The organism is Marinobacter sp. B-12, assembly GCF_056857915.1.
Window position 1 is genome coordinate 26,532 of sequence record NZ_JBSXOB010000062.1, and the last position, 22,790, is coordinate 49,321.

Genomic DNA, 22,790 nt, shown 5'->3' on the forward strand with positions numbered 1-22,790 from the left:
AAGTCCCGTTGCCGGTGTGGCACTGTGACCTTTGTCACGGGCTGTAACGAACAGACGGTTCCATGTATATTTCTGAATAGCATGTATAATTGCTGTTACAGGAGGTAGCCTGTATTGTCAGTTGGGTAGCTGATCTTCTGACAGGCAGCTCTGGTCCGGCCATGTGGGGTGACGTTGGCCGGACGTTTCAGAAACCGGAAAAACAAAATCAGAGATGGATGTCGTGGAACAGACGAACGAAAGTTGGCGGATTCTTATAGTCGAAGATGATGAGAGGCTGGCAGAGCTTACCAGGGAGTATCTGGAGAGTAACGGGTTGACTGTCGCCCTCGAAACTCACGGTGGGAACGCGGTGGAGCGCATCCGCAAGGAGCAGCCGGATCTGGTCGTGCTTGACCTGATGTTGCCGGGCGAGGATGGGCTATCCATATGCAGGCGTGCGCGGCCTTTTTATCCAGGCCCGATTATCATGCTCACCGCCCGCACGGACGATCTGGACCAGGTGCTCGGCCTGGAAATGGGGGCCGACGATTACATCGGCAAGCCGGTCCAGCCAAGGGTGCTGCTGGCGAGAATCCGTGCCTTGCTGAGGCGGGTTACCGAGACTGGTTCGGTGGCCGCCGAAGAGGGTAGTGGTGAAGAGCCGGTCAGGCTGCAGTTCAACAACCTGGTGGTGGACCGGTCGATGCGCGAGGCGTGGTTGAGCGAAGACAGCATTGATCTCACCAGCGCTGAATTCGACCTGCTCTGGCTGTTGGCAAGCAATGCCGGTCGCGTGCTCAGCCGGGAGGAAATCTTCACCGCCCTGAGAGGCATCGAATACGACGGCCAGGACCGTTCGATTGATGTCCGGGTTTCGAGGATACGCCCCAAAATTGGCGACGATCCCATCCACCCGAGGCGCATTAAAACCGTACGCAGCAAAGGCTACCTGTTCGTAAAGGAAGCCTGACTGTTCAGTCTCTGGCGCTGGCCCGGCGAGGCCGGCGTTCATTGCCAGGGTTATTGCAATGCCCCTCAAGTTTTTTCTCAAGCTTTATGCCCGGCTGATTGGTCTTACCTTTCTGGTTCTCCTGTTTTGTGCCGCCTTGTTCCTGGGCGTGAACTCCGTCAGGGAGCAGTACTGGCAGGAGCGTTTTTCAGAGCCTCTGTTGCGCTGGCTTGTCGCGACACCTCATCCTCAGCAACAGTACCCATGGCTTGAGTCCTTCTACGATTTCCGGGTGACGCCGCCGGGTAACCTGTCGGTATCCGATGTCATCATGGAGCGCCTTTCCTACGGTCAGGTGGTGGCGATGGACACCAGTATTGGCCAGCAGGTCATGGTCCGGAACGATAGCGATAGGATCATCGACCTGCGATTCCGGGACATCTACAGTGACATTGCCGAGGCAACCGCTCTCATCGCGCGCCTCCACCTTGATGACATGTCTGCGGACGGACGGGAAGGTGCCATGTCGCAGCTATCCGATACGTTCGGGGTAGAACTACTGCCGGTTCGTGATCAGGCCGCACTCCCGGATTCCGAGGTTCTGGAGCGAGTCTCCGAACGAGGCATTTCGCTGTACCATCACCCGTCGCGAGGACGCGCCCAGGTGTTGATTCGCCTGAAAGACGGCGCCCTCGTGGACATGGCCATGCCCGCGCCCTTCAATCCCTGGGCGTGGCCGGTAATGCTGCTATTGCTTGCAGTGGCGGGAAGTGTTCTCGCACTTGCTCTCTATCTGGCGCTACGGGATGTGGACAGCAATCTCCGGGCCGTGGAGTCGGTGGCAATCCGTATTGCCCGGGGTGAGATGGGGGCACGGGTGGATGCCGGCGACAGTCGCCTTGTGTCCCGGCTGGCCGCTGCCTTCAATAGTATGGCGGAGCATATCCAGCGGCTGGTAGGGGTTCAGCGGGAAATGATCCACGCGGTTTCTCATGAACTGAGAACACCGGTTGCCCGTATTCGATTCGGTGTCCAGATGATCGAAAGCGCCAACTCTCCAGAGGCGCTCCAGAAGCAGCTTGACGGCATTGACGGCGACATCCAGGAGCTTGATGAGCTGATCGATGAAATCCTGACCTACGCCCGGTTGGAGCAGGGTGGCCCCGTATTTGCGCTTCAGGAGCAGTCGGTGAGTGATATCGTTCGCCAGGTGGTGAGCGAGCAGCAGATGATCCGCCCGGACCACACCATCGAGGCAGACATTGACGATGAATCCGAGCGCTGGTCGCTGTCTGACGTGGAGCCGCGGTATCTGCACCGGGCGGTTCAGAATCTGGTCGGAAATGCAGCCCGCTACGCGGCCGGCCGCGTGAAAGTCCACTGTCAGTTTGATGAGGATAATTGCCGCATTGATGTGGAGGACGACGGCCCCGGTATTCCCGAAGAGGATTGGGAAAAAGTGTTCACTGCATTTGCCCGTCTCGATGACAGCCGTACCCGCACTTCGGGCGGTTATGGTCTTGGCCTCTCCATTGTCAGGAGAATTCTCTACTGGCATGGCGGGCAGGCGTTTGTCAGTCGCAGCGCCGAGTTGGGTGGAGCCCGCTTCAGTCTGGTCTGGCCTCGCAAGAAGCCGGTGGAGCACACCCTCTAAGCCGTTTTGTGATGCGCCTCACAGCCCCTAACCTGATGTAACAAAGGCGCAACACAACCTCAACTGAAGGCTGGGCAATCCGAGCCGATACTAAGTGTGTAAGGGATGACTTTTGAGGTTGTAGTTCTTACGAACTTTCCTTGTTTCATTCGTCATTTGAGGGCCGGTTTTCCGGCCCTTTTTTTATGCCCGGCTTTAGCCATAGCGTTCTTATCAATCCTTTGAGAAGATTGCAGCATTGACCAGAACAATGCTGAAGCACCTGAAAGGACGCCCCATGACCCAGCACCTGCTCGCCATCGATCAGGGGACCACGAGTTCCCGCGCGATCATTTTCAATGCCTCCGGCCAAGCCATCGCCACGGCGCAACAGGAATTTCACCAGTACTTTCCAAAAGATGGCCAGGTGGAACACGAAGCTGGGGAAATCTGGAAAAGTACATTGGCAGTGTGCCGGGAAGTGCTTGAATCGTCAGGGCTGGATGCTTCAACCCTGGCGGGTATCGGCATTACCAACCAGCGGGAAACCACGGTGATCTGGGACCGGAAAACCGGAGAACCTATTCACCGCGCGATTGTCTGGCAGGACCGGCGCACGGCGTCTGTCTGCACCAAACTCAAATCCGACGGTCATGAAGGTACGGTGGTTGAACGCACCGGCCTCTTGATTGACCCGTATTTCTCCGCCACCAAGATTGCCTGGATACTCGATCATGTCGACGGTGCCCGCCAGAGGGCGGAAGCCGGCGAGCTTGCCTTCGGTACTGTGGACTGCTGGTTGCTGTGGAATCTGACCGACGGGCGCTCCCACAAGACCGATGCCACCAACGCCTCGCGCACGGCGTTATTCAATATCCATAATCAGCAATGGGACGACGAGTTGCTGGCGCTCTTCCGGGTTCCTCGGGCGCTGTTGCCGGAGGTGCTCGATTCCGCAGCCGACTTCGGTACCACCGACAAGCAGTGGCTGGGAGCCCCGGTACAGATTGCCGGCATCGCGGGCGACCAGCACGCAGCGCTGATCGGACAGGCCTGTTTCGAGCCCGGTATGGCGAAAAGCACTTATGGCACCGGTTGTTTCCTGATGCTGAATACCGGCGAAAAGGCGCTACGTTCCGAAAACCGGTTGCTGACAACCATGGCTTATCGTTTGAATGGCAAACCGTGCTACGCCATGGAAGGCAGCATCTTTGTTGCCGGCGCCGCCATGCAATGGCTCAGGGATGGATTGAAACTTATCAGCCACGCCAGTGAATCGTCTGGTTACGCGTCGAAGGTGGGTGCGGACAACCCTGTGTATCTGGTTCCGGCCTTTACCGGCCTGGGCGCGCCACACTGGGATCCCCATGCCCGCGGGGCGATTCTCGGCCTTACCCGGGACACCGGAATCGGCGAGATCGTCACCGCCGGCCTGCAATCCGTGTGTTATCAGACCAAGGACCTGATCCGTGCCATCCAGAACGATGGTGCGTCCCTGCAGGCACTGCGGGTGGATGGTGGCATGGTGGTCAACGACTGGGTGATGCAATTTCTGGCGGATATCCTCAATGTGCCGGTGGACCGCCCACGAGTGACGGAGACCACGGCACTGGGTGCTGCCTATCTGGCTGGTTTGCAGACCGGTGTTTACCAGGGGCTTGACGAGATAGCGCAACTTTGGGAACGGGAGTATCGCTTCGAGCCCGCCATGAAGCCGGCATTGCGGGAAACCTTGTATGCCGGCTGGCTGGACTCCGTGGAACGGGTTTGTAACAACTGAGGTTCTGGCTCTCAGGTTCTCTCGAAGGCGATCAGATGGTCCGCCTCCACCCGGACTGGCACGTGTTCGCCCAGGTGAAAGTCCAGATGGCTCCGGAACAGGGCCTCGAACTCGGTATCTTCCGAGCAGCGAAAGCGATAGAGCGTCGAGGTCCCGGCAAAGGTCTTTTCCACCACCTTTGGCTTAAGCTCAGAGCTGGCATCGTAGACGATGTCGTCCGGCCGGATCAGTACGTCGACCAGTGTTCCGGGTTGCCAGGTGTAGGCGCGGTTGCCGCGGATGACCCCCAGCTCGGACTCAATCGTGTCCGGCCCCAGCGCTTTTCCCGGAACGAAGCCTCCCTGGCCTACGAAGCCCGCAACAAAGCGATTCGCGGGTTCGTGGTAGAGGTTGTACGGCACGTCCCATTGCTGTATCCCACCGTCTTTCAGAACCGCCACCTGGTCACACATGGCGAAGGCTTCCTGTTGATCGTGAGTGACCAGGATGGCACTGATGCCAAGTGTCTTGAGGATCTCCCGCACATCCAGGCTGAGTCGGCGGCGCAGGTCTGCGTCGAGATTCGAGAACGGTTCGTCCAGCAGTATCAACGTGGGTTCCGGTGCCAGGGCACGGGCAAGCGCCACCCTTTGTTGTTGCCCTCCCGACAGCTCATGGGGGTAGTTTTCGGCCAGATCCTGCAGATGAACCACCTTGAGCAACTCGGTGACTTTCTGATGTTTTTCCTCGCGATCCTCTCTACGCAAGCCGAAGCCGACGTTTTCGGCAATTGTCAGGTGTGGGAACAGGGCGTAATCCTGAAACACCATGCCGATCCGGCGCTTCTCGGGGGCGAGAGTGCGGCCGGGCAGGCTGATGGAGCTGGACTGCAGGCAGATTTCACCGGTATTGATGGGGAGAAATCCCGCCAGTGCCCGCAGGATGGTGCTTTTTCCGCACCCACTGGGACCCAGCAGGCAGCCGATATCGCCGTGGCTGAGGGCAAAGTTGACGTTTCTGACCACTGAGCCATCGCCATACCCGCAGGACAGGTTGTTTACTTCCAGCAGCCAGTCAGCAGGCTGAACCAGGCTATCGGTCATTCGGTCAGTCCAGTCGATTGAGGATCAGGAATTCCAGCAGCGCTTTCTGGGCGTGTAAGCGGTTTTCGGCTTCGTCCCAGACCACCGAGCGCGGGTGCTCCATCATGTCCGCGGATATCTCCTCGCCACGGTGCGCCGGCAGGCAGTGCATGAAGAGGGCGTCCTTGTCCGCCATCTTCATCAGCGAGGGATTGATCTGGTAGTTCTGGAAGGCTCTTTGACGGGCTTTCTGTTCATCTTCCTGCCCCATGGAAGCCCAGACATCCGTGACCAGGAGATCGGCGCCCCTGGCGGCTTCAGCCGGATCATGAACCACTGACACCCGATCCTGGTGGGCTTTCAGCAGTTCACTGTCAGGTTCGTAACCTTCCGGGCAGGCAACGCGCAGGTTAAAGCCGAACTGGCTGGCTGCATTGATGTAGGACTGGCACATGTTGTTGCCATCGCCAACCCAGGCCACGGTGCCGCCGCGAATGCTGCCGCGATGTTCCCGGTACGTCTGCATGTCGGCCAGCAGTTGGCAAGGATGGAAATCATCGGTCAGAGCGTTGATGACGGGCACCCTGGACGCCGCTGCAAATGCGTCGACCGTATCGTGAGAAAACGTCCGGATCATGACAGCGTCCACCATGCTGGAAATCACGATGGCAGAGTCTTCAATGGGCTCCCCGCGCCCGAGCTGGGTGTCGCGGGGAGAGAGAAACAGCGCGGCGCCACCGAGCTGGGTCATACCCGCCTCGAAGGAGACTCGGGTGCGGGTGGACGATTTCTCGAAGATCATTGCCAGGACACGATTTTTCAGAGTTTCGCGCACGGCGCCCTGGCGCCAATCGTTGCGGAGTCTAGTGCCGTGGTCGACCAGACTTTCTAGCTCGTCGGAGCTTAAGTCATTGAGTGTGAGAAAATGTCTTACTGCCATGGGATGGCCCTTAATTAATCGATAACCCTATCCAGCAGATCCGGATCCATTCGTGGTTACAACCGGCCCGTGGTGATCATTGTCCTGAAACGGCAATACGCCAGCACGCGGTGAGAGCCGCACTGGCGGGAAATACGGAAACGGAGGTTGCCTGAAAGGCAGGGGCCCAAGTCTAGCCCGTCAGGGGGCTGAAGACAACGCCAGGACATGCGCGGGTATCAGGTGGTGTTTGGTGAGCGTCACGGGACGTGTACAATAGTGTCAGGCATGTCGCAACCGGGCGACCCCGTTTCCAATGAGAGGTGAGAGTTCATGGACATTAACGAAACCATCAAGAGCCAGCTTGAGGAAAACGCCATTATCCTCTATATGAAAGGCACTCCACAGGCTCCGCAGTGCGGTTTCTCAGCGAAGACCGTCCAGGCGCTGATGGCATGTGGCGAGCGGTTCGCATTCGTGAACATTCTTGATAATCAGGAATTGCGTGAAGGCCTGAAGGTCTATTCAAGCTGGCCAACCTACCCGCAGCTTTATATCAGCGGTGAGCTGGTGGGCGGCTGCGACATCATTCTTGAAATGTCGGAAAGTGGTGAACTGGCCGAGCAGGTCAAGGCCGCTGCGAAACAGGCAGAAGCCTGAATTAACCGCGTTTAAAGTCGTTCCGGGGCGAAAATGAGTTCGACCCGGAATTGCTTCCTTCCTGAGTATTCTTCCGGTGGTTCTGGATAGGGGCTGGCTAGTAAGGCTGCCTGGTAAATCGCTCGATCTATTTCGTTGAAACCTGTTGATCTGGTGACTTTCGCATTGGTGAGTGCACCGCTTGGCAGTAATTTCAGCTCGATTTGACTGGTCACCGGCTTTGTAACGCTGCGGCTTGAAGGAACCGGTCGTTTGCCGAGTTCCTTACCAATGTGTACGGCCAGGCTTGTTGTATAGGGATCCACATCTCGTGGGGACGAGGTAATCCGAGTGATCCTTTCCGGCGAGTTTTCCACTGGCTGCTTCGGGTTACCTGCGGTAGTGGCGCCTGAGTTCCGCGAGGGCGTTGTCTGTGCTTCAGGTTGGGGCTCCACCACGGCTGTTGGCGGTGGTGGTGTCGAATTTTCGGTTTGTTCCCTTTTTCGGGGCTGACTGGCGTCGATTTGAGGCGATTCCACAGCAACGGACTCGCGCTGGTTACTGCTGGGCGATGTCGCGTTGGCGGCGGATTCCGGCAAAGGAATATCGCCAGGGCGGACCAGCTCCACCTTCACGGTCTGACGATGGCTTTCCAGGTTTGGACTCGCAAAGGGAAGGGCGGCCATTACCAGGGTATGGAGCAGCAGGGCAACCGATATCGCCAGGGTGATCCGGTATTTGTCCGGAAGGCCGGTAACACTGCCGTACTCCAGCATTGACGCTCAGGTGCTCCCGGTGCCTATCCCGCTTTGCTCCGCAAACTACCCACAACGGCATCCAAAGCCCGGTCAATCAGTGCTCCCTGTTCAAGGACGGTCAGGCGTCCACGCCGCATTTCGTGGGCCAGGTCAGTGCGGGTTTTCTCGATCACCTTGAGCCCCATGCGGTTCACGAACACAAAGCAGTCCGCTTCCTCAATAATGGCGGACAGTTTGCAGCGGAAGCTCGCCCCGTTGACCAGGTTGAATTCCACCCAATTGCCGATTTCAATGGCATCAATCTGTGCCACGTATTCGGCGATGGCGGCATCCTCGAGCTCCTGTTGACGCTCGATGGCGGTCTGGTGTGTGGGTATGTCTTCTTCGGGTTCCGGCTCGGAAGAGTCTTCCATGGCCTCGGCCAGCGCGTTGGCCCGGAAAGCTTCCGTTAACTCGTGCTTGAGGTCCGCCATCATCTCATCCAGTTTGGATGAGTTGTAGGAAACCTCCTCGAGCCCTGCCCGTAGTGACTTCAACAGGCCGGGAACCACGCGAACCCATTGGTCACGATCTTCGTCTTCCTGATGTGGGTGCAAGCACCAGATCAGGTCGTCAACGACGCGGACCGTCTGCAACCAGCGGTGTTCCACGTCGTCCCTCAGGTAGGCCAGAAACATCACCCGGCTCCAGCCGTTGATCAGGATGTTCCGTACCGGTTCCTGGAGTTTGTAACGAGCCAGCTTTTTCTGTAGCAGCTGATCAACGGTTTCCTGAGCCTTCTGCGACTTGATGCGGCCGCGTTCGGATTCCCTGGTGCGCTGCTCCACCAGGGAGGACTTGCGGTTTTCCCTCGCCAGAAACTGCTCGAATTCCTCGCCCAGGGTTTCAAAGAGTGCTACGTCACCATCGAATTCGTTCAGGATACGAACGACAATGGCGTGGATCTGTTCGTATAGCTTGTCGCGGGTTTTCTCGTCACTCTCGCTCCAGCCGATGCCGGCCCGTGCCAGGGAGTTCAACAGGCGGCGGGCGGGGTGAGTTGCTTTACTGAAGAATGATTTGTCCTTGATAACCACCTTGAGGATGGGAATCTGCAATCGGCTGATCAGGACCTGCACAGGTGCCGACAGGTTGTAATCGTCGAGAATGAATTCAAACAGCATGGATACGAGGTTGATCAGGTCCTCGTCCATTTCCGCCAGAGCCGGCTTTTTGCCATCGCTGGTCGTTCCTGCCTGTGCCAGCAACTGTTGGACAACCTGATGCAGGTCAACCATTACCGGCTCGCCGGCACTCAGGTTGCCGCTGATCTGTTCACCAGAGGGGTGCTGGGGAAGTGAGCTGAGCAGGCTTGCCAGTTCCGCTCCCCCAACGACATGAATGTTGGGGTCGGATGCCCGCGGCGGAATGCCTGCGTTGGCGCGCTGGAGAGCCAGCATCTGCCGGATCTGGTCGAACATGGCACCTTCATGGTGCCCTTGCTGACTTTCTGCGGCAGCGGGTTCCGTCGTCGCTCGGGCGTTTCCGCCTGTTTCGTCAGCGTGAGTGCCTGATGCTGTCTTGCTCTGCTGTTTACCAGCCTTGCCGTGGTAGCGGAAATTTGGAATTACGCCGGCCTGGATGAGAATTCGGTTGGCTTCGTCCAGCAACATGCCAAGGTTGGAAACAACGTAACGATCAAATTGCTTGAGCAGGATCAGGCGTTCGCGAATCTGGATTTCCAGGGCCTGGATGGCTTCCACAAAGGCACCGCAAAGATGCTCAGGCGCCATGGGATTGACCGGTGCTTCGTCACTGGCCCCCGAGTAGACCACGCTGAAGCGTGTCTGCAGTTGTAACAGAGGGCCCTGAAAGTGCACCCTGGACTTGGTGATCATGGCATTCAGGGCAACCTGCTCTTCCAGGTCATCATCACCAACCAGCGATAGACTGTCTGGGTTGGCCTGGCTGGCAAGGCTTTCATCGGCCGCCACGCTGCCGCTTTGGGGAGGACTGGCAAACAGTTGTGCAACCGCATTCTGGAAATGGCGCTCTACACCCTTCCGCTTGATGCGAATTTCGCGCATAGCCTCAAAATAGCGGTTCTGCTCGTTGTTGCTCCTGGCATTGTTTGCCAGTTCGAACAACGAGTCATCAACTGCGTCAAATGCACCCTGCAACAAATCTCCCAGCCCAGCAACGACAGTGTCGCGGATGCGGACCACCTGCGCAGGTACGGGATTTGAACTCCCTGCCTCCCGGTGCTCGCGGAGATAATGTATGCCGGACTGCTTATTCATGGCCGACTCCTTTGTACGCCTCAACCGGATACATGACCGAGCTTACAGCTGTATTTTTTCTTTATACGTTAAATCTACCGCATTTTAACACACGGTAACATGACCAAGTGCTAACAAAACCCGCGAATGTTCCCGAGCACCCCCAGGAGCGGTGGATAATAATCCGTCCGGCATGTCTTTACTAATTTTCGCGTGACCCCAGTCTTGGATGGAACCGCATTTCGGTCAAGAGAAAGGTTAAATTTTGATCTTTCTAAATGGTCAGGTGTTATAGCCAGATGATCTAACCCGCAGCGCGCTTTTTCTTTTTTTTCGGATGAACGATCGCAGCCTTGACCACGTTGTCCTTGATCTGGAGGACCTCAACACGATGTCCGCCCACCTTCAGGCACACGTTGGTGTCCGGGATGTTTTCCAGAGTTTCGGTGATGAGGCCGTTGAGTGTTTTGGGGCCATCAATGGGCAGTTTCCAGCCAAGGGTCTTGTTAATGGTTCGAACAGCGGACGTACCGTCGATGATGTAGGTGCCATCATCCTGGGGGATGATGTCGGGGCTGGTAGCGGCGTAATCGGTGGTGAATTCCCCAACGATTTCCTCAAGGATGTCTTCCAGTGTCGCCAGACCGAGCACCTCTCCGTACTCGTCAACAACGATGCCGAAGCGTCGTTTCTCCTTCTGGAAGTTGATCAGTTGGGTATTGAGGGGCGTGCTTTCCGGAATGAAATAGGGTTCACGGCACAGCTGCATCAGCATAGCCTTGTTGATTTCATCGTGAAGCAGGAGTTTTGACGCATTGCGTAAGTGAAGTACGCCCTGAATGTTGTTGATGTCGCCCTTGAACACCGGCAGACGAGTATGCTGGCTGCTTCGTAGCTGACGCAGGATAGTGTCCAGGTCATCATCCAGGTCGATGCCGACCACCTCGTTACGTGGCACCATGATGTCGTTTACGGTCACTTTTTCAAGGTCCAGGATGCTGACCAGCATGTCCTTGTGTTTGGCTGGGATCAGTGCGCCTGCCTCATTTACAAGGGTTCTCAGCTCTTCGCGGCTGAGGTGTTCGTTGGCGGCATCGTCGGCGGACACGCCGATGATTTTCAGGATGGCGCCGGTAAACAGATTGACCGCCCAAACCACCGGATAGAGTAATTTGAGTAGCGGCCCGAGTACGTGGCTGGCTGGAAAGGCAATCTTTTCGGGAAACAGCGCAGCGAGGGTTTTGGGTGTGACTTCGGCAAAGATCAGTATAACGATGGTCAACAGAACGGTGGCGATGGCAATCCCGGCGTCACCCCATATACGGATGGCAATTACCGTGGCGATGGCTGAGGCAAAGATGTTGACGAAGTTGTTGCCAATCAGGATGACGCCGATCAGCTGATCGGTGCGATTGAGGAGAGACTGGGCTCTCCGGGCGCCTCTATGGCCGGTCTTGGCCATGTGCTTCAGCCGGTACCGGTTCAGTGACATCATCCCGGTTTCAGAGCTGGAGAAGAAGGCGGAAAGCAGGATAAGCCCTGCCAGGATGATGAACAGCGCAGTAAGCGATGTTTCGTTCAAGACTGAGTGTCCTTATGTTGCCGACAAGTTGGGAAAATAGGTGGTTGAAAGTCGGGGTGTCAAGTTGGTGTCTGTCCCGGGGGAATTCATGGTAGCGTCAGCCGCCCCGGTGAAAAATCAGTTCCAGCACGAACTTGCTTCCATAGAAGGCGAGCATTAACAGGGCGCACCCTGCCAGTGTCCAGCGGCTGGCGGTAATGCCGCGCCAGCCTTTCGTGTAGCGTCCGATCAGCAGTGCGATGAAGACGATGAGTGACAGCAGCGAGAACAGTGTTTTGTGGGCCAGGTCCTGAGCGAACAGGTCGTCGATGAACAGGGCGCCGGTCACGATGGCCAGAATCAGCATGACCACGCCTGCCCACACCAACTCGAACAGCAATGACTCCATGGTCTGTAGCGGTGGCAGGTTGCGGATAAGGATGCTGTTATAGTTCTGTTTGAGCTGGCGATTCTGCAGGTAGAGCAGTACCGCCTGAATGGCGGCCAGCGTAAACAGGCTGTAGGCTGTCACCGACAATGCGATATGGGAGAGCATGCCGTAGCTGTCTTCCGGCACCAGTCGGGAAGGGGAGTGTGTGATCAGGCCCATAATGATTGTCAGTGCGGCCAGCGGGTAAACACCGAGGAAAAGGCTTTGTACCGGTTTTCGAAGGTTGAGGGCAAGCAGCAAAAAAGCAATCAGCCAGGAAATAAGGACGGAACTCTGGAAGAAACCGAAATCGAAACCGCCTTCACGGTGGATGGTCTGGGCAATCAACAGACCATGTGCTGTCAGGGCCAACAAGCCAATAAGGGTGGTGATGGCGATGCTGGTGTGTACCCGTCCGCGGAAGCTGAGTGCCTGCAGGGCGGTACCTACGCTGTAAAGCAATAACGAAGTGACCGCGAGGATCAGCGTTCCCATGACGTCCTTTTTATAACCACTTTCTGACTCGAGATCGGCGGGGTTCCACACCGATTTGACCGGGCTGGTCGTTTCAGGGCGATAGTCTGGTTATAATGTCGCGATTATGCAACAGGAATCAAGGAGCCTGATCGGGTTCCGGTGTTTCATGCAACCAATTTATCCGGGTACGGAAGAGCAACATGTTTGAAAACCTCCAGGACCGACTTTCCGGCAGTCTGCGCAAGATATCTGGGCAGGCGCGGCTGACCGACGACAATATAAAGGAAACGCTGCGTGAAGTGCGCATGGCGCTGTTGGAGGCGGACGTTGCCCTGCCTGTGGTCAAGGCATTCATTGAGGGCGTGCGTCAGCGAGCAGTCGGGCAGGAGGTTCAGCGCAGCCTGAGTCCTGGCCAGGTATTTGTGAAGGTTGTCCAGCAGGAGCTGGAGCGCGTTATGGGGGATGGCAACGAATCCCTCAATCTGGCAGTACAGCCACCGGCAGTAATTATGATGGCCGGTTTGCAGGGCGCCGGTAAGACCACCACGGTGGCCAAGCTGTCCCGCTTCCTCAAGGAAAGGCAGAAAAAGTCTGTTCTGGTAGTAAGCGCCGACGTGTATCGCCCCGCGGCCATTCGTCAGCTGGAAACGCTGGCTGGTGAAGTGGGTGTGGAGTTCTTCCCGAGCTCTGAGGACCAGGATCCGGTTGATATCGCCAACGGCGCCATGGATGCAGCCCGCAAGAAGCATATCGATGTGGTGATCCTGGATACCGCCGGCCGCCTGCACGTTGATGAGCAGATGATGGGCGAGATCGGTCGCCTCCATAAAGCGGTCAATCCGGTTGAAACCCTGTTTGTGGTCGACGCCATGACGGGGCAGGATGCCGCCAATACGGCCAAGGCCTTTAACGATGCCCTGCCGCTGACCGGCGTTGTCTTGACCAAGACCGATGGCGACGCCCGTGGTGGTGCCGCGCTGTCTGTGCGTCACATTACCGGCAAGCCGATCAAGTTCCTGGGTGTGGGTGAGAAGTCCGATGCTTTGGAGCCGTTCCACCCTGACAGGGTGGCGTCCCGGATTCTGGGTATGGGGGATGTTCTCTCTCTTATAGAGGAAGCTGAGCGCAAGATTGATCAGAAGAAAGCCCAGAAACTGACAAAGAAGATCAAGAAAGGTAAGAGCTTTGATCTTGAAGACTTCCGTGATCAGCTTCAGCAAATGAAGAGCATGGGCGGTATCGGCGGTCTGATGGATAAACTGCCCGGCATGGGGCAGATGGCACAGATGGCCCAGCAACAGGTCAATGACAAGTCCATGGGGCAGATGGAGGCCATCATCTGCTCGATGACGGCTAAAGAGCGTCGCTACCCGGATGTAATCAACAACTCTCGCAAGCGCCGCATTGCGACGGGGTCAGGCACGCAAATCCAGGATGTAAACCGTTTGCTGAAGCAGCACAAGCAAATGCAGAAAATGATGAAGAAATTCGGTAAGAAGGGCGGAATGGCTAACATGATGCGTGGTCTAGGCGGTATGATGCCGCCGGGTGGCGCAGGCGGTGGTATGCCCCCGCGTGGGCGTATGTAGAAACCGGGATGTTTTCCCTGTTTTCTTTGGCGTTCATTTAGCATAGAATAGCGCCCCTTTCGAGTATGGGTCTTCGCGCCAGCCAGTGTTTTCTGAAGCTTGGCGGGTGTGAATCGTACAAAGTTCGTACAACAGAACAGGATATTGGTCGAAATGGTAATAATCCGTTTGGCTCGTGGTGGCTCCAAGAAGCGCCCGTTCTACCATCTGACAGTGACAGACAGCCGCAAATCCCGTGACGGTCGTTTTATCGAGCGCGTCGGTTTCTTCAACCCGGTTGCCCGTGGCCAGGAAGAGCGTCTGCGTATTGATCGTGATCGTATCGATCATTGGCTGGGTCAAGGCGCCCAGACCAGCGAGCGCGTTGCACAGCTGCTGAAAGGCGCTGCGGCAGAGTAATTGAAAGAACGTTTCACCACCGGGGTTAGGGTATGGCTCAACACTCGCAGGAAACTGTGATTGGTCAGGTTACCTCGGTGTTTGGGGTTAAAGGGTGGCTTAAAGTCTATTCCTACACTGACCCCAAGGACGGAATACTGAACTACCGGGACTGGACCTTGGTCCACAACGGCAAGCGTATCCCGGCCAAGCTTGAGGAAGGTCGCCGGCAAGGCCAGGGGATCGTCGTCAGGTTAAAAGGTATTGATGATCGTGAAGTGGCCCGCAGTTACTGTGGTGCCGACGTTATTGTGTCTACCGAGGAATTGCCGCAGCTTCCCGAAGGGGAGTACTACTGGCATCAACTGGAAGGCCTTGACGTTTTCACGACAGAAGATGAGTGCCTGGGAAAGGTGCATCATCTGATAGAAACAGGCTCCAACGACGTCCTGGTGGTGCGGGCAACCGACGCCTCCATTGACCAGCGCGAGCGGCTGATTCCCTATCTTCCGGACCAGGTAATCCGGAGTGTGGATCTGGCCGGGTCGCGTTTGGTGGCCGATTGGGATCCGGAGTTCTGACGGGTGTGGATTGGTGCAGTCAGTCTGTTCCCGGAAATGTACGCTGCGGTGACGGATTATGGGATTACCGGAAGAGCCGTTCGTGATGGTCTGTTGACGTTCACGGCCTGGAATCCTCGGGAATTCACTCATGATCGTCATCGTACAGTAGACGACCGGCCCTACGGTGGTGGCCCCGGTATGCTGATGAAAATTCAGCCATTGCGGGATGCCATTCATGCGGCGAGAGAGTCTGCTCCCGGACGCGCTTGCGTGGTTTATCTGTCTCCTCAGGGAGAACCGATGAATCAGGGCGTGGTTGAATCGTTGGCAGCGGAAGAGAACCTTATTCTCGTCGCCGGGCGATATGAGGGTGTCGATGAGCGCCTGATATCGGCGGAGGTCGATCGGGAGGTGTCACTGGGAGATTTCGTACTGTCCGGTGGCGAATTGGCGGCCATGGCTGTCATTGATGCGGTTACACGCCTCATCCCCGGAGCGCTGGGTCATGCGCAGTCGGCAGAGCAGGATTCCTTTGCTGACGGTTTGCTGGATTGTCCGCACTACACCCGGCCGGAGGTTTACGAAGGTCAGGCTGTGCCGGATGTATTGTTAGGCGGTCACCATGATCAGATCCGGCGTTGGCGGCTGAAACAGTCGTTGAGGCGAACCCGGGAGCGACGCCCCGACCTGCTGGAGAAGCGGGTATTTACGGACGAAGAGCGTGAGCTGCTGGAAGAGATTTTGAACGAACCGGGTGCCTCTGAATCATCAGGGCATTAAAAGATTGGGTATCAGGAGCACATACGATGAGCGGCAAGAACAACATCATCAGTCAGATTGAATCAGAGCAGATGACCAAGGAAATCCCTGCGTTCGCGCCGGGTGATACCGTGGTTATCCAGGTTCGCGTTACCGAGGGCAACCGTGAGCGTCTTCAGGCGTTCGAAGGCGTTGTGATTGGCAAGCGCAACCGTGGCATGAACTCTTCCTTCACTGTACGGAAAGTTTCTTACGGTGTGGGTGTTGAGCGTACCTTCCAGACCTTCTCCAAACTGATCGACAGCATCAGCGTGAAGCGTCGTGGTGATGTTCGCCAGGCCAAGCTTTACTACCTGCGTGAGCTGTCCGGTAAGGCGGCTCGTATCAAGGAAAAGCTGGGCTGATCAGCACGAGTTGCTGATTACAGTTCGTCAGGAAAAGGCAGCCCAAGGCTGCCTTTTTCGTATCCGGTTACCGGAATCTCCCGTGTCCGTTTCGTTTCGAGAAGGCTGCCATGCCCCGGAAATCCACCTCCAGAGTTGAGCTTCGGTCGCAGGATGAATCGGTTGTTGCGCGCTTTACCGACGCCATCTGGCTTGAAGACGGGTTGGGCGAAAAAACTCGTCAGGCCTACCGGAGTGACCTTGAGCGGTTGGCCGCCTGGTTGCAGGATCAGCCGGGAAAGCCCCTGTTGACGGAGGTAAGCCGTACCGATTTGCTGGGCTGGATATCTCGTGGATTGTCTGATGGCTTCAAGACTTCCACGGCTGCGCGTCGACTCTCCGGTCTGCGTCGTTTCTTCCGCTACCTTTTGCGGGAAGGCGTAATTGCAGAAGACCCTACGCTACGAATAGACAGCCCCCGCCTTCCCCGACGATTGCCAGATTCCCTGTCGGAGGAGGATGTGGAGAATCTGTTGATGGAACCTGACCCCGAGGTGCCTATCGAGCTTCGCGACAAGGCGATGATGGAAATCCTGTACGGCTGCGGTTTGCGGGTTTCGGAGCTTGTGGCGTTAACGGTGGATGAGGTGAACCTGCGCCAGGGGGTGATCCGGATTGTTGGCAAGGGCAACAAGGAACGCCTGGTTCCGCTTGGCGAGGAAGCGGTTGATTGGCTGGTGCGGTACATGAGGGAAGGACGGGGCGAGCTTCTCAAGGGGCGGGCCAGCAATGCCCTGTTTCCGGGTAATCGCCCCGCCGCGATGACCCGGCAGACCTTCTGGCACCGAATAAAGCATTACGCGCTCCGGGTCGGGGTTCACAAGCACCTGTCACCTCATACTCTTCGGCATGCCTTTGCCACGCATCTGTTGAATCATGGCGCTGACTTGCGTGTGGTCCAGATGCTGCTTGGGCATTCGGATTTGTCGACAACCCAGATTTACACCCATGTGGCACGTCAGCGATTGCAATCGCTGCATCAGGCTCACCATCCGCGAGGTTAGGATGTCGTAACATCCAGGGTTAGTCGGCGGGCATGGCGCTTGGTACACTGAACTTTTTGCGGGCAGTGGTGTCGCACAAGTTCGGCGGAACTTGCCGTCTGACGGGCTACAAACCTTCGTGATTCTGGAAAACTGGAAACCAATATGCTGATCAAAAACCTGTTTAAATCCCTGTTGCCACTAGCGCTCGCGGTCCTGGCGGCTGGCGCTCACACTGCTCATGCGGGTGAGGCTGAGGATGCGATTGCCGATAAACTCGCAGCAGCGATTCCGGGATTGAAAATTTCGGATGTTCGCAAGTCTGAGGCTGAGGGTTTGTACGAGGTATACAGCAATAACGGCGATACCATTTTCACTACGGCCGATGGTCAGTACCTCCTGACTGGCGACCTGCTGAAGGTAACCGCGAACGGTATTGCCAACATCTCTGAACAGGGCAGGGCGTCCCAGCGTGCTCAAACCATGGACGAGTTCGGTGATGAGGGGCTGATCAGTTTCCCGGCCAAAGGCACCGAAAAGGCATCTATTGCGGTGTTCACCGATATCGATTGTCCGTACTGTCGCAAGCTGCATGACGAGGTTCCGCGCCTGAACGAATTGGGTATCACGGTCAATTACTATGGCTTTCCCCGTTCCGGGCCCAATACACCCTCTTTTCGAAAATACGTTTCCGTGTGGTGTTCCGACGATCCGCAAGCAGCCATGAACGCGGCCAAACAGGGTCGACCTGTGGATGAGCAGAGCTGTGAGAACCCGGTCAGGGAGCAGTTCGAGTTGGGTGGACGCGTTGGTGTGACAGGCACCCCGGCAATTGTGCTGGAAGACGGTAATATGGTGCGTGGTTACGTGCCGTCTGAAAAACTGGCTGAAGGCCTGGGGCTGCTCTGATAGGCTACTGTTTGCCAGCTTTGTCTGTTCGTCAGGCAGGGCTTATTCGGGCGGCCTTAAACCGTTATACTACTGCGCCCCACAGCAACCCATCGGGAACAGAGGTGAAAGCTTGAAAGACGTCAATGTCGGAATCTGCGGACTGGGAACAGTCGGTGGTGGTACGTTTAACGTACTGACCCGGAACGCCAGCCTGATCACAGGCCGGACAGGTTTCAATCTCCGAATTGCCCGGGTGGCGACACGTACCCCGCGCAACGATATTGATCTGGGAGGTATCCCGTTCAGTACCGACATTTTTGACGTGGTGAATGACCCGTCTGTTGATGTTGTCGTGGAGCTGATTGGCGGTTATGACACCGCGCGGGAACTGGTGCTGGCTGCCATCAGGAACGGCAAGCATGTCGTCACCGCCAACAAAGCACTGATTGCAGTCCATGGCAACGAAATTTTCGAGGCGGCGGCCAAGCAGAATGTCATCGTTTCCTATGAGGCCGGCGTTGCTGGCGGCATCCCAGTCATCAAGGCCGTGCGCGAGGGTATGGCTGCAAATCGTGTTGACTGGATTGCGGGCATAATCAACGGCACCGGTAACTATATCCTTACCGAGATGCGTGCCGGTCGTGAGTTCGCCGAAGTGCTGAAAGAAGCCCAAGATCTGGGCTACGCCGAGGCGGACCCAACGTTCGACGTGGAAGGTATCGACGCCGCCCACAAACTGACCATTCTCGCTTCGGCTGGCTTTGGTGTTCCGCTTCAGTTTGAAAAGGCCTACACCGAGGGGATTTCAGAAATCACCCCCTACGATATCGCTCACGCGGAGATTCTTGGCTATCGCATCAAACATTTGGGAATCGCACGTCGCCGTGATGAAGGCATCGAGTTGCGAGTGCATCCCACGCTGGTTCCCCGCAGTCACCTCATTGCGCAGGTTGATGGCGTGCTGAATGCAGTCCTGGTGGACGGCGATGCCGTCGGCCAGACCATGTATTACGGCCCCGGTGCTGGCGACGAAGCCACGGCATCTGCGGTCATCGCCGATATCATCGACGCTGCCCGTTCCGTGGCCGCCAAGAGCAACCAGCGGGTGCCTTACCTCGGCTTCGAGCCTGCGGCAATGGAAGACCTGCCAGTGCTGCCGATGGAGGATGTCCAGTCCGCCTATTACCTGCGTATACAGGCTCTGGACCGCCCTGGCGTGCTGGCAAAAGTTGCCTCCATTCTCAGTGAGCACGGCATCAATATCGAATCCATCATGCAGAAGGAATCGGAGCTGAAAGATGGCCGTATCCCGGTGATCATCCTGACCCATACGGTTCAGGAGCGGCAGATAAACCGCGCCATTGAAGAACTGGAAGCCTTGAGCGATATCGACGGAAAAGTCGTCCGTATCCGCGCCGAAAACTTTAACTGACAGGAACGCAAGGTGAGATACATCAGTACACGGGGCGAAGCGCCCGCCCTGGGCTTTGAAGACGTCCTGCTAACAGGCCTGGCCACCGACGGTGGCCTGTATGTCCCGGAATCACTACCTCATTTCAGCCTGGAGGAAATCCGTAGCTGGCGTGGGCTTTCCTACAGCGAGCTTGCTTTCAAGGTAATGCACCCCTTTGTCGACGATGCGATTCCGGCGGAGGATTTCCGCAGGATGCTGGACGACACCTACGGCGACGTATTTGCCCATAAAGCGGTGGCGCCCTTGGTTCAGTTGGACACTAATGAGTGGGTCATGGAGCTGTTCCGTGGTCCCACACTGGCGTTCAAGGATTTTGCCCTGCAGCTGTTGGGGCGCCTGTTGGATTACGTGCTGGAGAAGCGCAAGCAGCATGTTGTGATCATGGGGGCAACGTCCGGTGATACCGGCTCCGCTGCCATTGAGGGCTGCCGCCGGTGCGAACATGTGGATATTTTCATCCTGCATCCCCATGAGCGTGTGTCCGAGGTGCAGCGTCGCCAGATGACCACCGTGAAGGGTGATAACATCCACAATATCGCGGTGCGCGGCAACTTTGATGACTGTCAGCGCATGGTGAAGGCGAGTTTTGGTGACCAGTCGTTTCTTGGCGGCCAAACACAGCTTGCGGCGGTGAATTCCATTAACTGGGCTCGTATCATGGCCCAGATCGTCTACTACTTTCATGCGTCCCTGGCGCTTGGCGGACCGGACCGCAGCATGGCGTTCTCGGTACCGACGGGTAACTTCGGCGATATCTTTGCTGGCTACCTGGCCAAAAAAATGGGGCTGCCGATCTCCCAGTTGGTAATCGCCACCAACCGCAACGACATCCTGCATCGCTTTATGAGCGGCAACCGTTACGAACAGCTTCAGCTTGAGCATACCCTGTCACCCAGCATGGATATCATGGTGTCCAGCAATTTCGAACGTCTGCTGTTTGATTTGCACGGACGTGATGGGCTGGCTGTGAAAGAGATGCTGGAGAAAGCGTCCGAAGGGCCGGTCAGTATTGAAGACTACCGCTGGAAGCATGCCCGCAAGTTGTTCGACAGTGACGCAGTGGATGATGAAGGTACCACGGACACCATCCGTGAAGTGTTCGAGCAGAACGAATACCTGCTCGACCCGCATACCGCCATCGGTGTGCGCGCGGCCCGCAACTGTCGTCGTGATCCCGCGGTACCAATGATCACTCTCGGCACTGCCCATCCGGCCAAGTTCCCGGATGCGGTGTTGCGTTCAGGAGCTAAAGCTGAACCTTCGCTGCCAGCGCATATGTCGGACCTGTTCGAACGGGACGAACAATACACTGTTCTGGACAATGATCTGCCGGCTGTGCAGGACTTTATTGCCAAACACTGGAAGAATACCTGATCGGTATGACACCGAAAAAAATCCTGCGTCGCCCTGGTCCGGAAACCACTCCGGACTGGGGTCAGAATCTGCCCCCACTGCTTCGCCGTCTTTACGCCGCCCGTGGCGTGACTTCCGATGATCAGCTCAGCTACACACTGAAACACCTCGCGTCGCCTATGGATCTGAGAGGTGTCGACCGTGCCGTTGCTTTGTTGGCGGAGGCCATCACTGACCAGCAACGGGTGTTGGTGCTGGGAGACTTCGACGCCGACGGTGCCACCAGCACGGCGGTTGCCATGCTGGGGCTGGGGATGCTGGGGCTGAACAATATTGACTTCCGCGTGCCCAGTCGGTTTTCCGACGGTTACGGTTTGACGCCAGGCATTATCCACCGGCTGAGAGATGAGGGTGCGCTGCCGGACCTGCTAGTGACCGTGGACAACGGTATTTCCGCAGTAGAGGGTGTTCGGGCTGCCCGAGAACTGGGCATCCGGGTGGTTGTAACCGATCATCACCTGGCCGGTGAAACCTTGCCCGACGCGGACGCCATCGTGAATCCCAACCAGCCCGGCTGCCCCTTCCTGAGCAAGAACGCAGCAGGCGTGGGTGTGATGTTCTATGTGCTGACGGCCCTTCGAAAGCACCTGCGGGAGCAAGGCCTGTTGCCAGAACCGCAACCTAATCTCGGTAACCTTCTGGACCTTGTGGCGCTCGGCACCGTGGCGGACGTTGTTCCTCTGGACCATAACAACCGCATCTTCGTGGAGCAGGGCCTGCGTCGCATCCGCCAGGGGGAGGCCCGCCCCGGTATTCTGGCGCTGCTGGAAGTGGCAGGCCGAGACCACACTGAAATCAGCTCCACGGACCTTGGTTTTGTGGTTGGCCCAAGACTGAACGCAGCTGGTCGCCTGGACGATATGAGCGTGGGCATTGCCTGTCTGCTGGCGGACAGCCGTGACGAAGCCCAGCGCCTGGCCCGCGAACTGGATACCTTCAACCGCGAGCGGCGTACCATCGAAAAGGACATGAAAACCCAGGCCCAGGACCTGCTGGCGTCCATGTCGCTGGATATTGAGGGCTTACCCTGGGGGCTGGCCCTGTTCGACACCGACTGGCACCAGGGGGTGATTGGCATACTGGCAGCCAGGATTCGCGAACAGACCCACCGCCCGACGATTGCTTTCGCTCCCGACGACAATGGCGAGGACATCAAGGGTTCTGCTCGTTCCATCCCGGGCTTGCATATCCGCGACGTGCTGGCCGTCGTTGATGCCAGACACCCGGGTATGATGAAAAAATTCGGCGGCCACGCCATGGCGGCAGGCATGACCCTGTCCCGCGGTGATCTGGACGCGTTCAGTGACGCGTTCGACCGGGCGGTCCGCGATACCTTGCGGGCGGAAGACCTTGAGGCGGCCATCACCACGGATGGCCCTCTGAGCCCGGATGAGCTTCACTTGGAAACCGCCACCCTGTTAAAGCGTGCCGGTCCCTGGGGTCAGCATTTCCCGGAACCCCTGTTTGACGGAAACTTCCGTGTAGTCAGCCAGCGCATTGTCGGCGAAAATCACCTGAAACTGGTGCTCCAGCTTGAAGAGGGCGGCGCCATCATTGACGGCATCGCCTTCAACACCGGGCCGGAAGTGCCCGACTACACCAAGACGGGTGCGCGGGTGGTTTACAAACCTGATGCCAATACCTTTCGTGGGCGTACTAACCTGCAGCTTTTGGTGGATTATCTGGAGCCGCTGGGCTGAGTACGGAGATCCAGGAGCCTGGCTATTGGCGCTTCGGGCTTGGCGGGCTGGCCCCGGGGTGGGGGTATCTTTTCTTTTGAAAAAGAACTCGCTGCGCTCAGACACCTTTTTCTGGCAGAAAAGATACCCCCACCCCAGGTCCGATCTGAC

At 57.1% G+C, this 22,790-nt stretch carries 20 protein-coding genes; 14 read left to right on the forward strand and 6 right to left on the reverse strand.

The window, feature by feature from the left end:
* Positions 1-214: 214 nt before the first annotated feature.
* The 3 genes from AC13D2_RS16380 to glpK all read left to right on the forward strand — a co-directional run bounded on the left by AC13D2_RS16380 (position 215) and on the right by glpK (position 4,344).
* On the forward strand, positions 215-952 hold the full coding sequence (locus AC13D2_RS16380) for a response regulator (RefSeq protein WP_292047973.1): 738 nt from the start codon (positions 215-217) through the stop codon (positions 950-952).
* A gap of 58 nt (positions 953-1,010) precedes the next feature.
* The gene (locus AC13D2_RS16385; protein WP_421910349.1) at positions 1,011-2,585 is read left to right on the forward strand and encodes an ATP-binding protein; all 1,575 of its coding nucleotides are present in this window, start codon (positions 1,011-1,013) and stop codon (positions 2,583-2,585) included.
* Positions 2,586-2,862: 277 nt separating this feature from the next.
* Positions 2,863-4,344, forward strand: a complete 1,482-nt coding sequence (glpK, locus tag AC13D2_RS16390; protein ID WP_300493270.1) for a glycerol kinase GlpK — start codon at positions 2,863-2,865, stop codon at positions 4,342-4,344.
* 11 nt (positions 4,345-4,355) lie between these two features.
* Here the strand turns inward: glpK and AC13D2_RS16395 are convergent, their stop codons facing one another.
* The gene (locus tag AC13D2_RS16395; protein ID WP_292047976.1) at positions 4,356-5,426 is read right to left on the reverse strand and encodes an ABC transporter ATP-binding protein; all 1,071 of its coding nucleotides are present in this window, start codon (positions 5,424-5,426) and stop codon (positions 4,356-4,358) included.
* A gap of 4 nt (positions 5,427-5,430) precedes the next feature.
* Positions 5,431-6,345, reverse strand: coding sequence for an ornithine carbamoyltransferase (gene argF / locus AC13D2_RS16400; protein ID WP_300493267.1), 915 nt, complete (start codon positions 6,343-6,345; stop codon positions 5,431-5,433).
* A 312-nt stretch (positions 6,346-6,657) separates the two neighbouring features.
* Here argF and grxD point away from each other — a divergent pair, with 312 nt between their 5' ends.
* A complete protein-coding gene (gene grxD / locus AC13D2_RS16405; RefSeq protein WP_300493264.1) occupies positions 6,658-6,984 on the forward strand; it encodes a Grx4 family monothiol glutaredoxin in 327 nt (108 codons plus the stop codon).
* Between the two features lie 11 nt (positions 6,985-6,995).
* On the opposite strand, the gene AC13D2_RS16410 is transcribed toward grxD, so the two are convergent.
* The 4 genes from AC13D2_RS16410 to AC13D2_RS16425 form a co-directional block, all read right to left on the reverse strand.
* Positions 6,996-7,739: a TonB family protein gene (locus AC13D2_RS16410; RefSeq protein WP_292047979.1), complete on the reverse strand. Its 744-nt coding sequence runs from the start codon at positions 7,737-7,739 to the stop codon at positions 6,996-6,998.
* 23 nt (positions 7,740-7,762) lie between these two features.
* Entirely contained in the window at positions 7,763-10,000 is a 2,238-nt protein-coding gene (locus tag AC13D2_RS16415; RefSeq protein ID WP_300493262.1) for a DUF1631 domain-containing protein, read from the reverse strand.
* A 283-nt stretch (positions 10,001-10,283) separates the two neighbouring features.
* Positions 10,284-11,561 carry an HlyC/CorC family transporter gene (locus AC13D2_RS16420; RefSeq protein WP_292047981.1) on the reverse strand — a complete coding sequence of 426 codons (1,278 nt, stop codon included), beginning with the start codon at positions 11,559-11,561 and terminating at the stop codon, positions 10,284-10,286.
* 97 nt (positions 11,562-11,658) lie between these two features.
* A complete protein-coding gene (locus AC13D2_RS16425) occupies positions 11,659-12,465 on the reverse strand; it encodes a cytochrome C assembly family protein (RefSeq protein ID WP_292047982.1) in 807 nt (268 codons plus the stop codon).
* Positions 12,466-12,647: 182 nt separating this feature from the next.
* Between AC13D2_RS16425 and ffh the strand changes: the two genes are divergently transcribed.
* From ffh to recJ, 10 genes are all read left to right on the forward strand, one after another.
* On the forward strand, positions 12,648-14,036 hold the full coding sequence (gene ffh, locus AC13D2_RS16430) for a signal recognition particle protein (protein ID WP_007154392.1): 1,389 nt from the start codon (positions 12,648-12,650) through the stop codon (positions 14,034-14,036).
* Between the two features lie 153 nt (positions 14,037-14,189).
* Entirely contained in the window at positions 14,190-14,435 is a 246-nt protein-coding gene (gene rpsP / locus AC13D2_RS16435; RefSeq protein ID WP_007154391.1) for a 30S ribosomal protein S16, read from the forward strand.
* 32 nt (positions 14,436-14,467) lie between these two features.
* Entirely contained in the window at positions 14,468-14,995 is a 528-nt protein-coding gene (gene rimM / locus AC13D2_RS16440) for a ribosome maturation factor RimM (RefSeq protein ID WP_300493259.1), read from the forward strand.
* 3 nt (positions 14,996-14,998) lie between these two features.
* On the forward strand, positions 14,999-15,757 hold the full coding sequence (gene trmD, locus AC13D2_RS16445; RefSeq protein WP_300493258.1) for a tRNA (guanosine(37)-N1)-methyltransferase TrmD: 759 nt from the start codon (positions 14,999-15,001) through the stop codon (positions 15,755-15,757).
* Between the two features lie 26 nt (positions 15,758-15,783).
* Positions 15,784-16,140 (forward strand): 50S ribosomal protein L19, encoded by a 357-nt coding sequence (gene rplS / locus AC13D2_RS16450; protein WP_292047987.1) that lies wholly within the window; start codon positions 15,784-15,786, stop codon positions 16,138-16,140.
* A 110-nt stretch (positions 16,141-16,250) separates the two neighbouring features.
* Complete coding sequence (gene xerD / locus AC13D2_RS16455; RefSeq protein WP_482938924.1) at positions 16,251-17,183, forward strand: site-specific tyrosine recombinase XerD; 933 nt, start codon at positions 16,251-16,253, stop codon at positions 17,181-17,183.
* A 144-nt stretch (positions 17,184-17,327) separates the two neighbouring features.
* Entirely contained in the window at positions 17,328-18,071 is a 744-nt protein-coding gene (locus AC13D2_RS16460) for a DsbC family protein (protein WP_300493256.1), read from the forward strand.
* A 112-nt stretch (positions 18,072-18,183) separates the two neighbouring features.
* Positions 18,184-19,485, forward strand: a complete 1,302-nt coding sequence (locus tag AC13D2_RS16465) for a homoserine dehydrogenase (RefSeq protein WP_292047990.1) — start codon at positions 18,184-18,186, stop codon at positions 19,483-19,485.
* Between the two features lie 12 nt (positions 19,486-19,497).
* Positions 19,498-20,901, forward strand: a complete 1,404-nt coding sequence (gene thrC / locus AC13D2_RS16470; protein WP_292047991.1) for a threonine synthase — start codon at positions 19,498-19,500, stop codon at positions 20,899-20,901.
* A 5-nt stretch (positions 20,902-20,906) separates the two neighbouring features.
* Positions 20,907-22,640, forward strand: coding sequence for a single-stranded-DNA-specific exonuclease RecJ (recJ, locus tag AC13D2_RS16475; protein ID WP_292047992.1), 1,734 nt, complete (start codon positions 20,907-20,909; stop codon positions 22,638-22,640).
* The last annotated feature ends 150 nt before the right edge of the window (positions 22,641-22,790 follow it).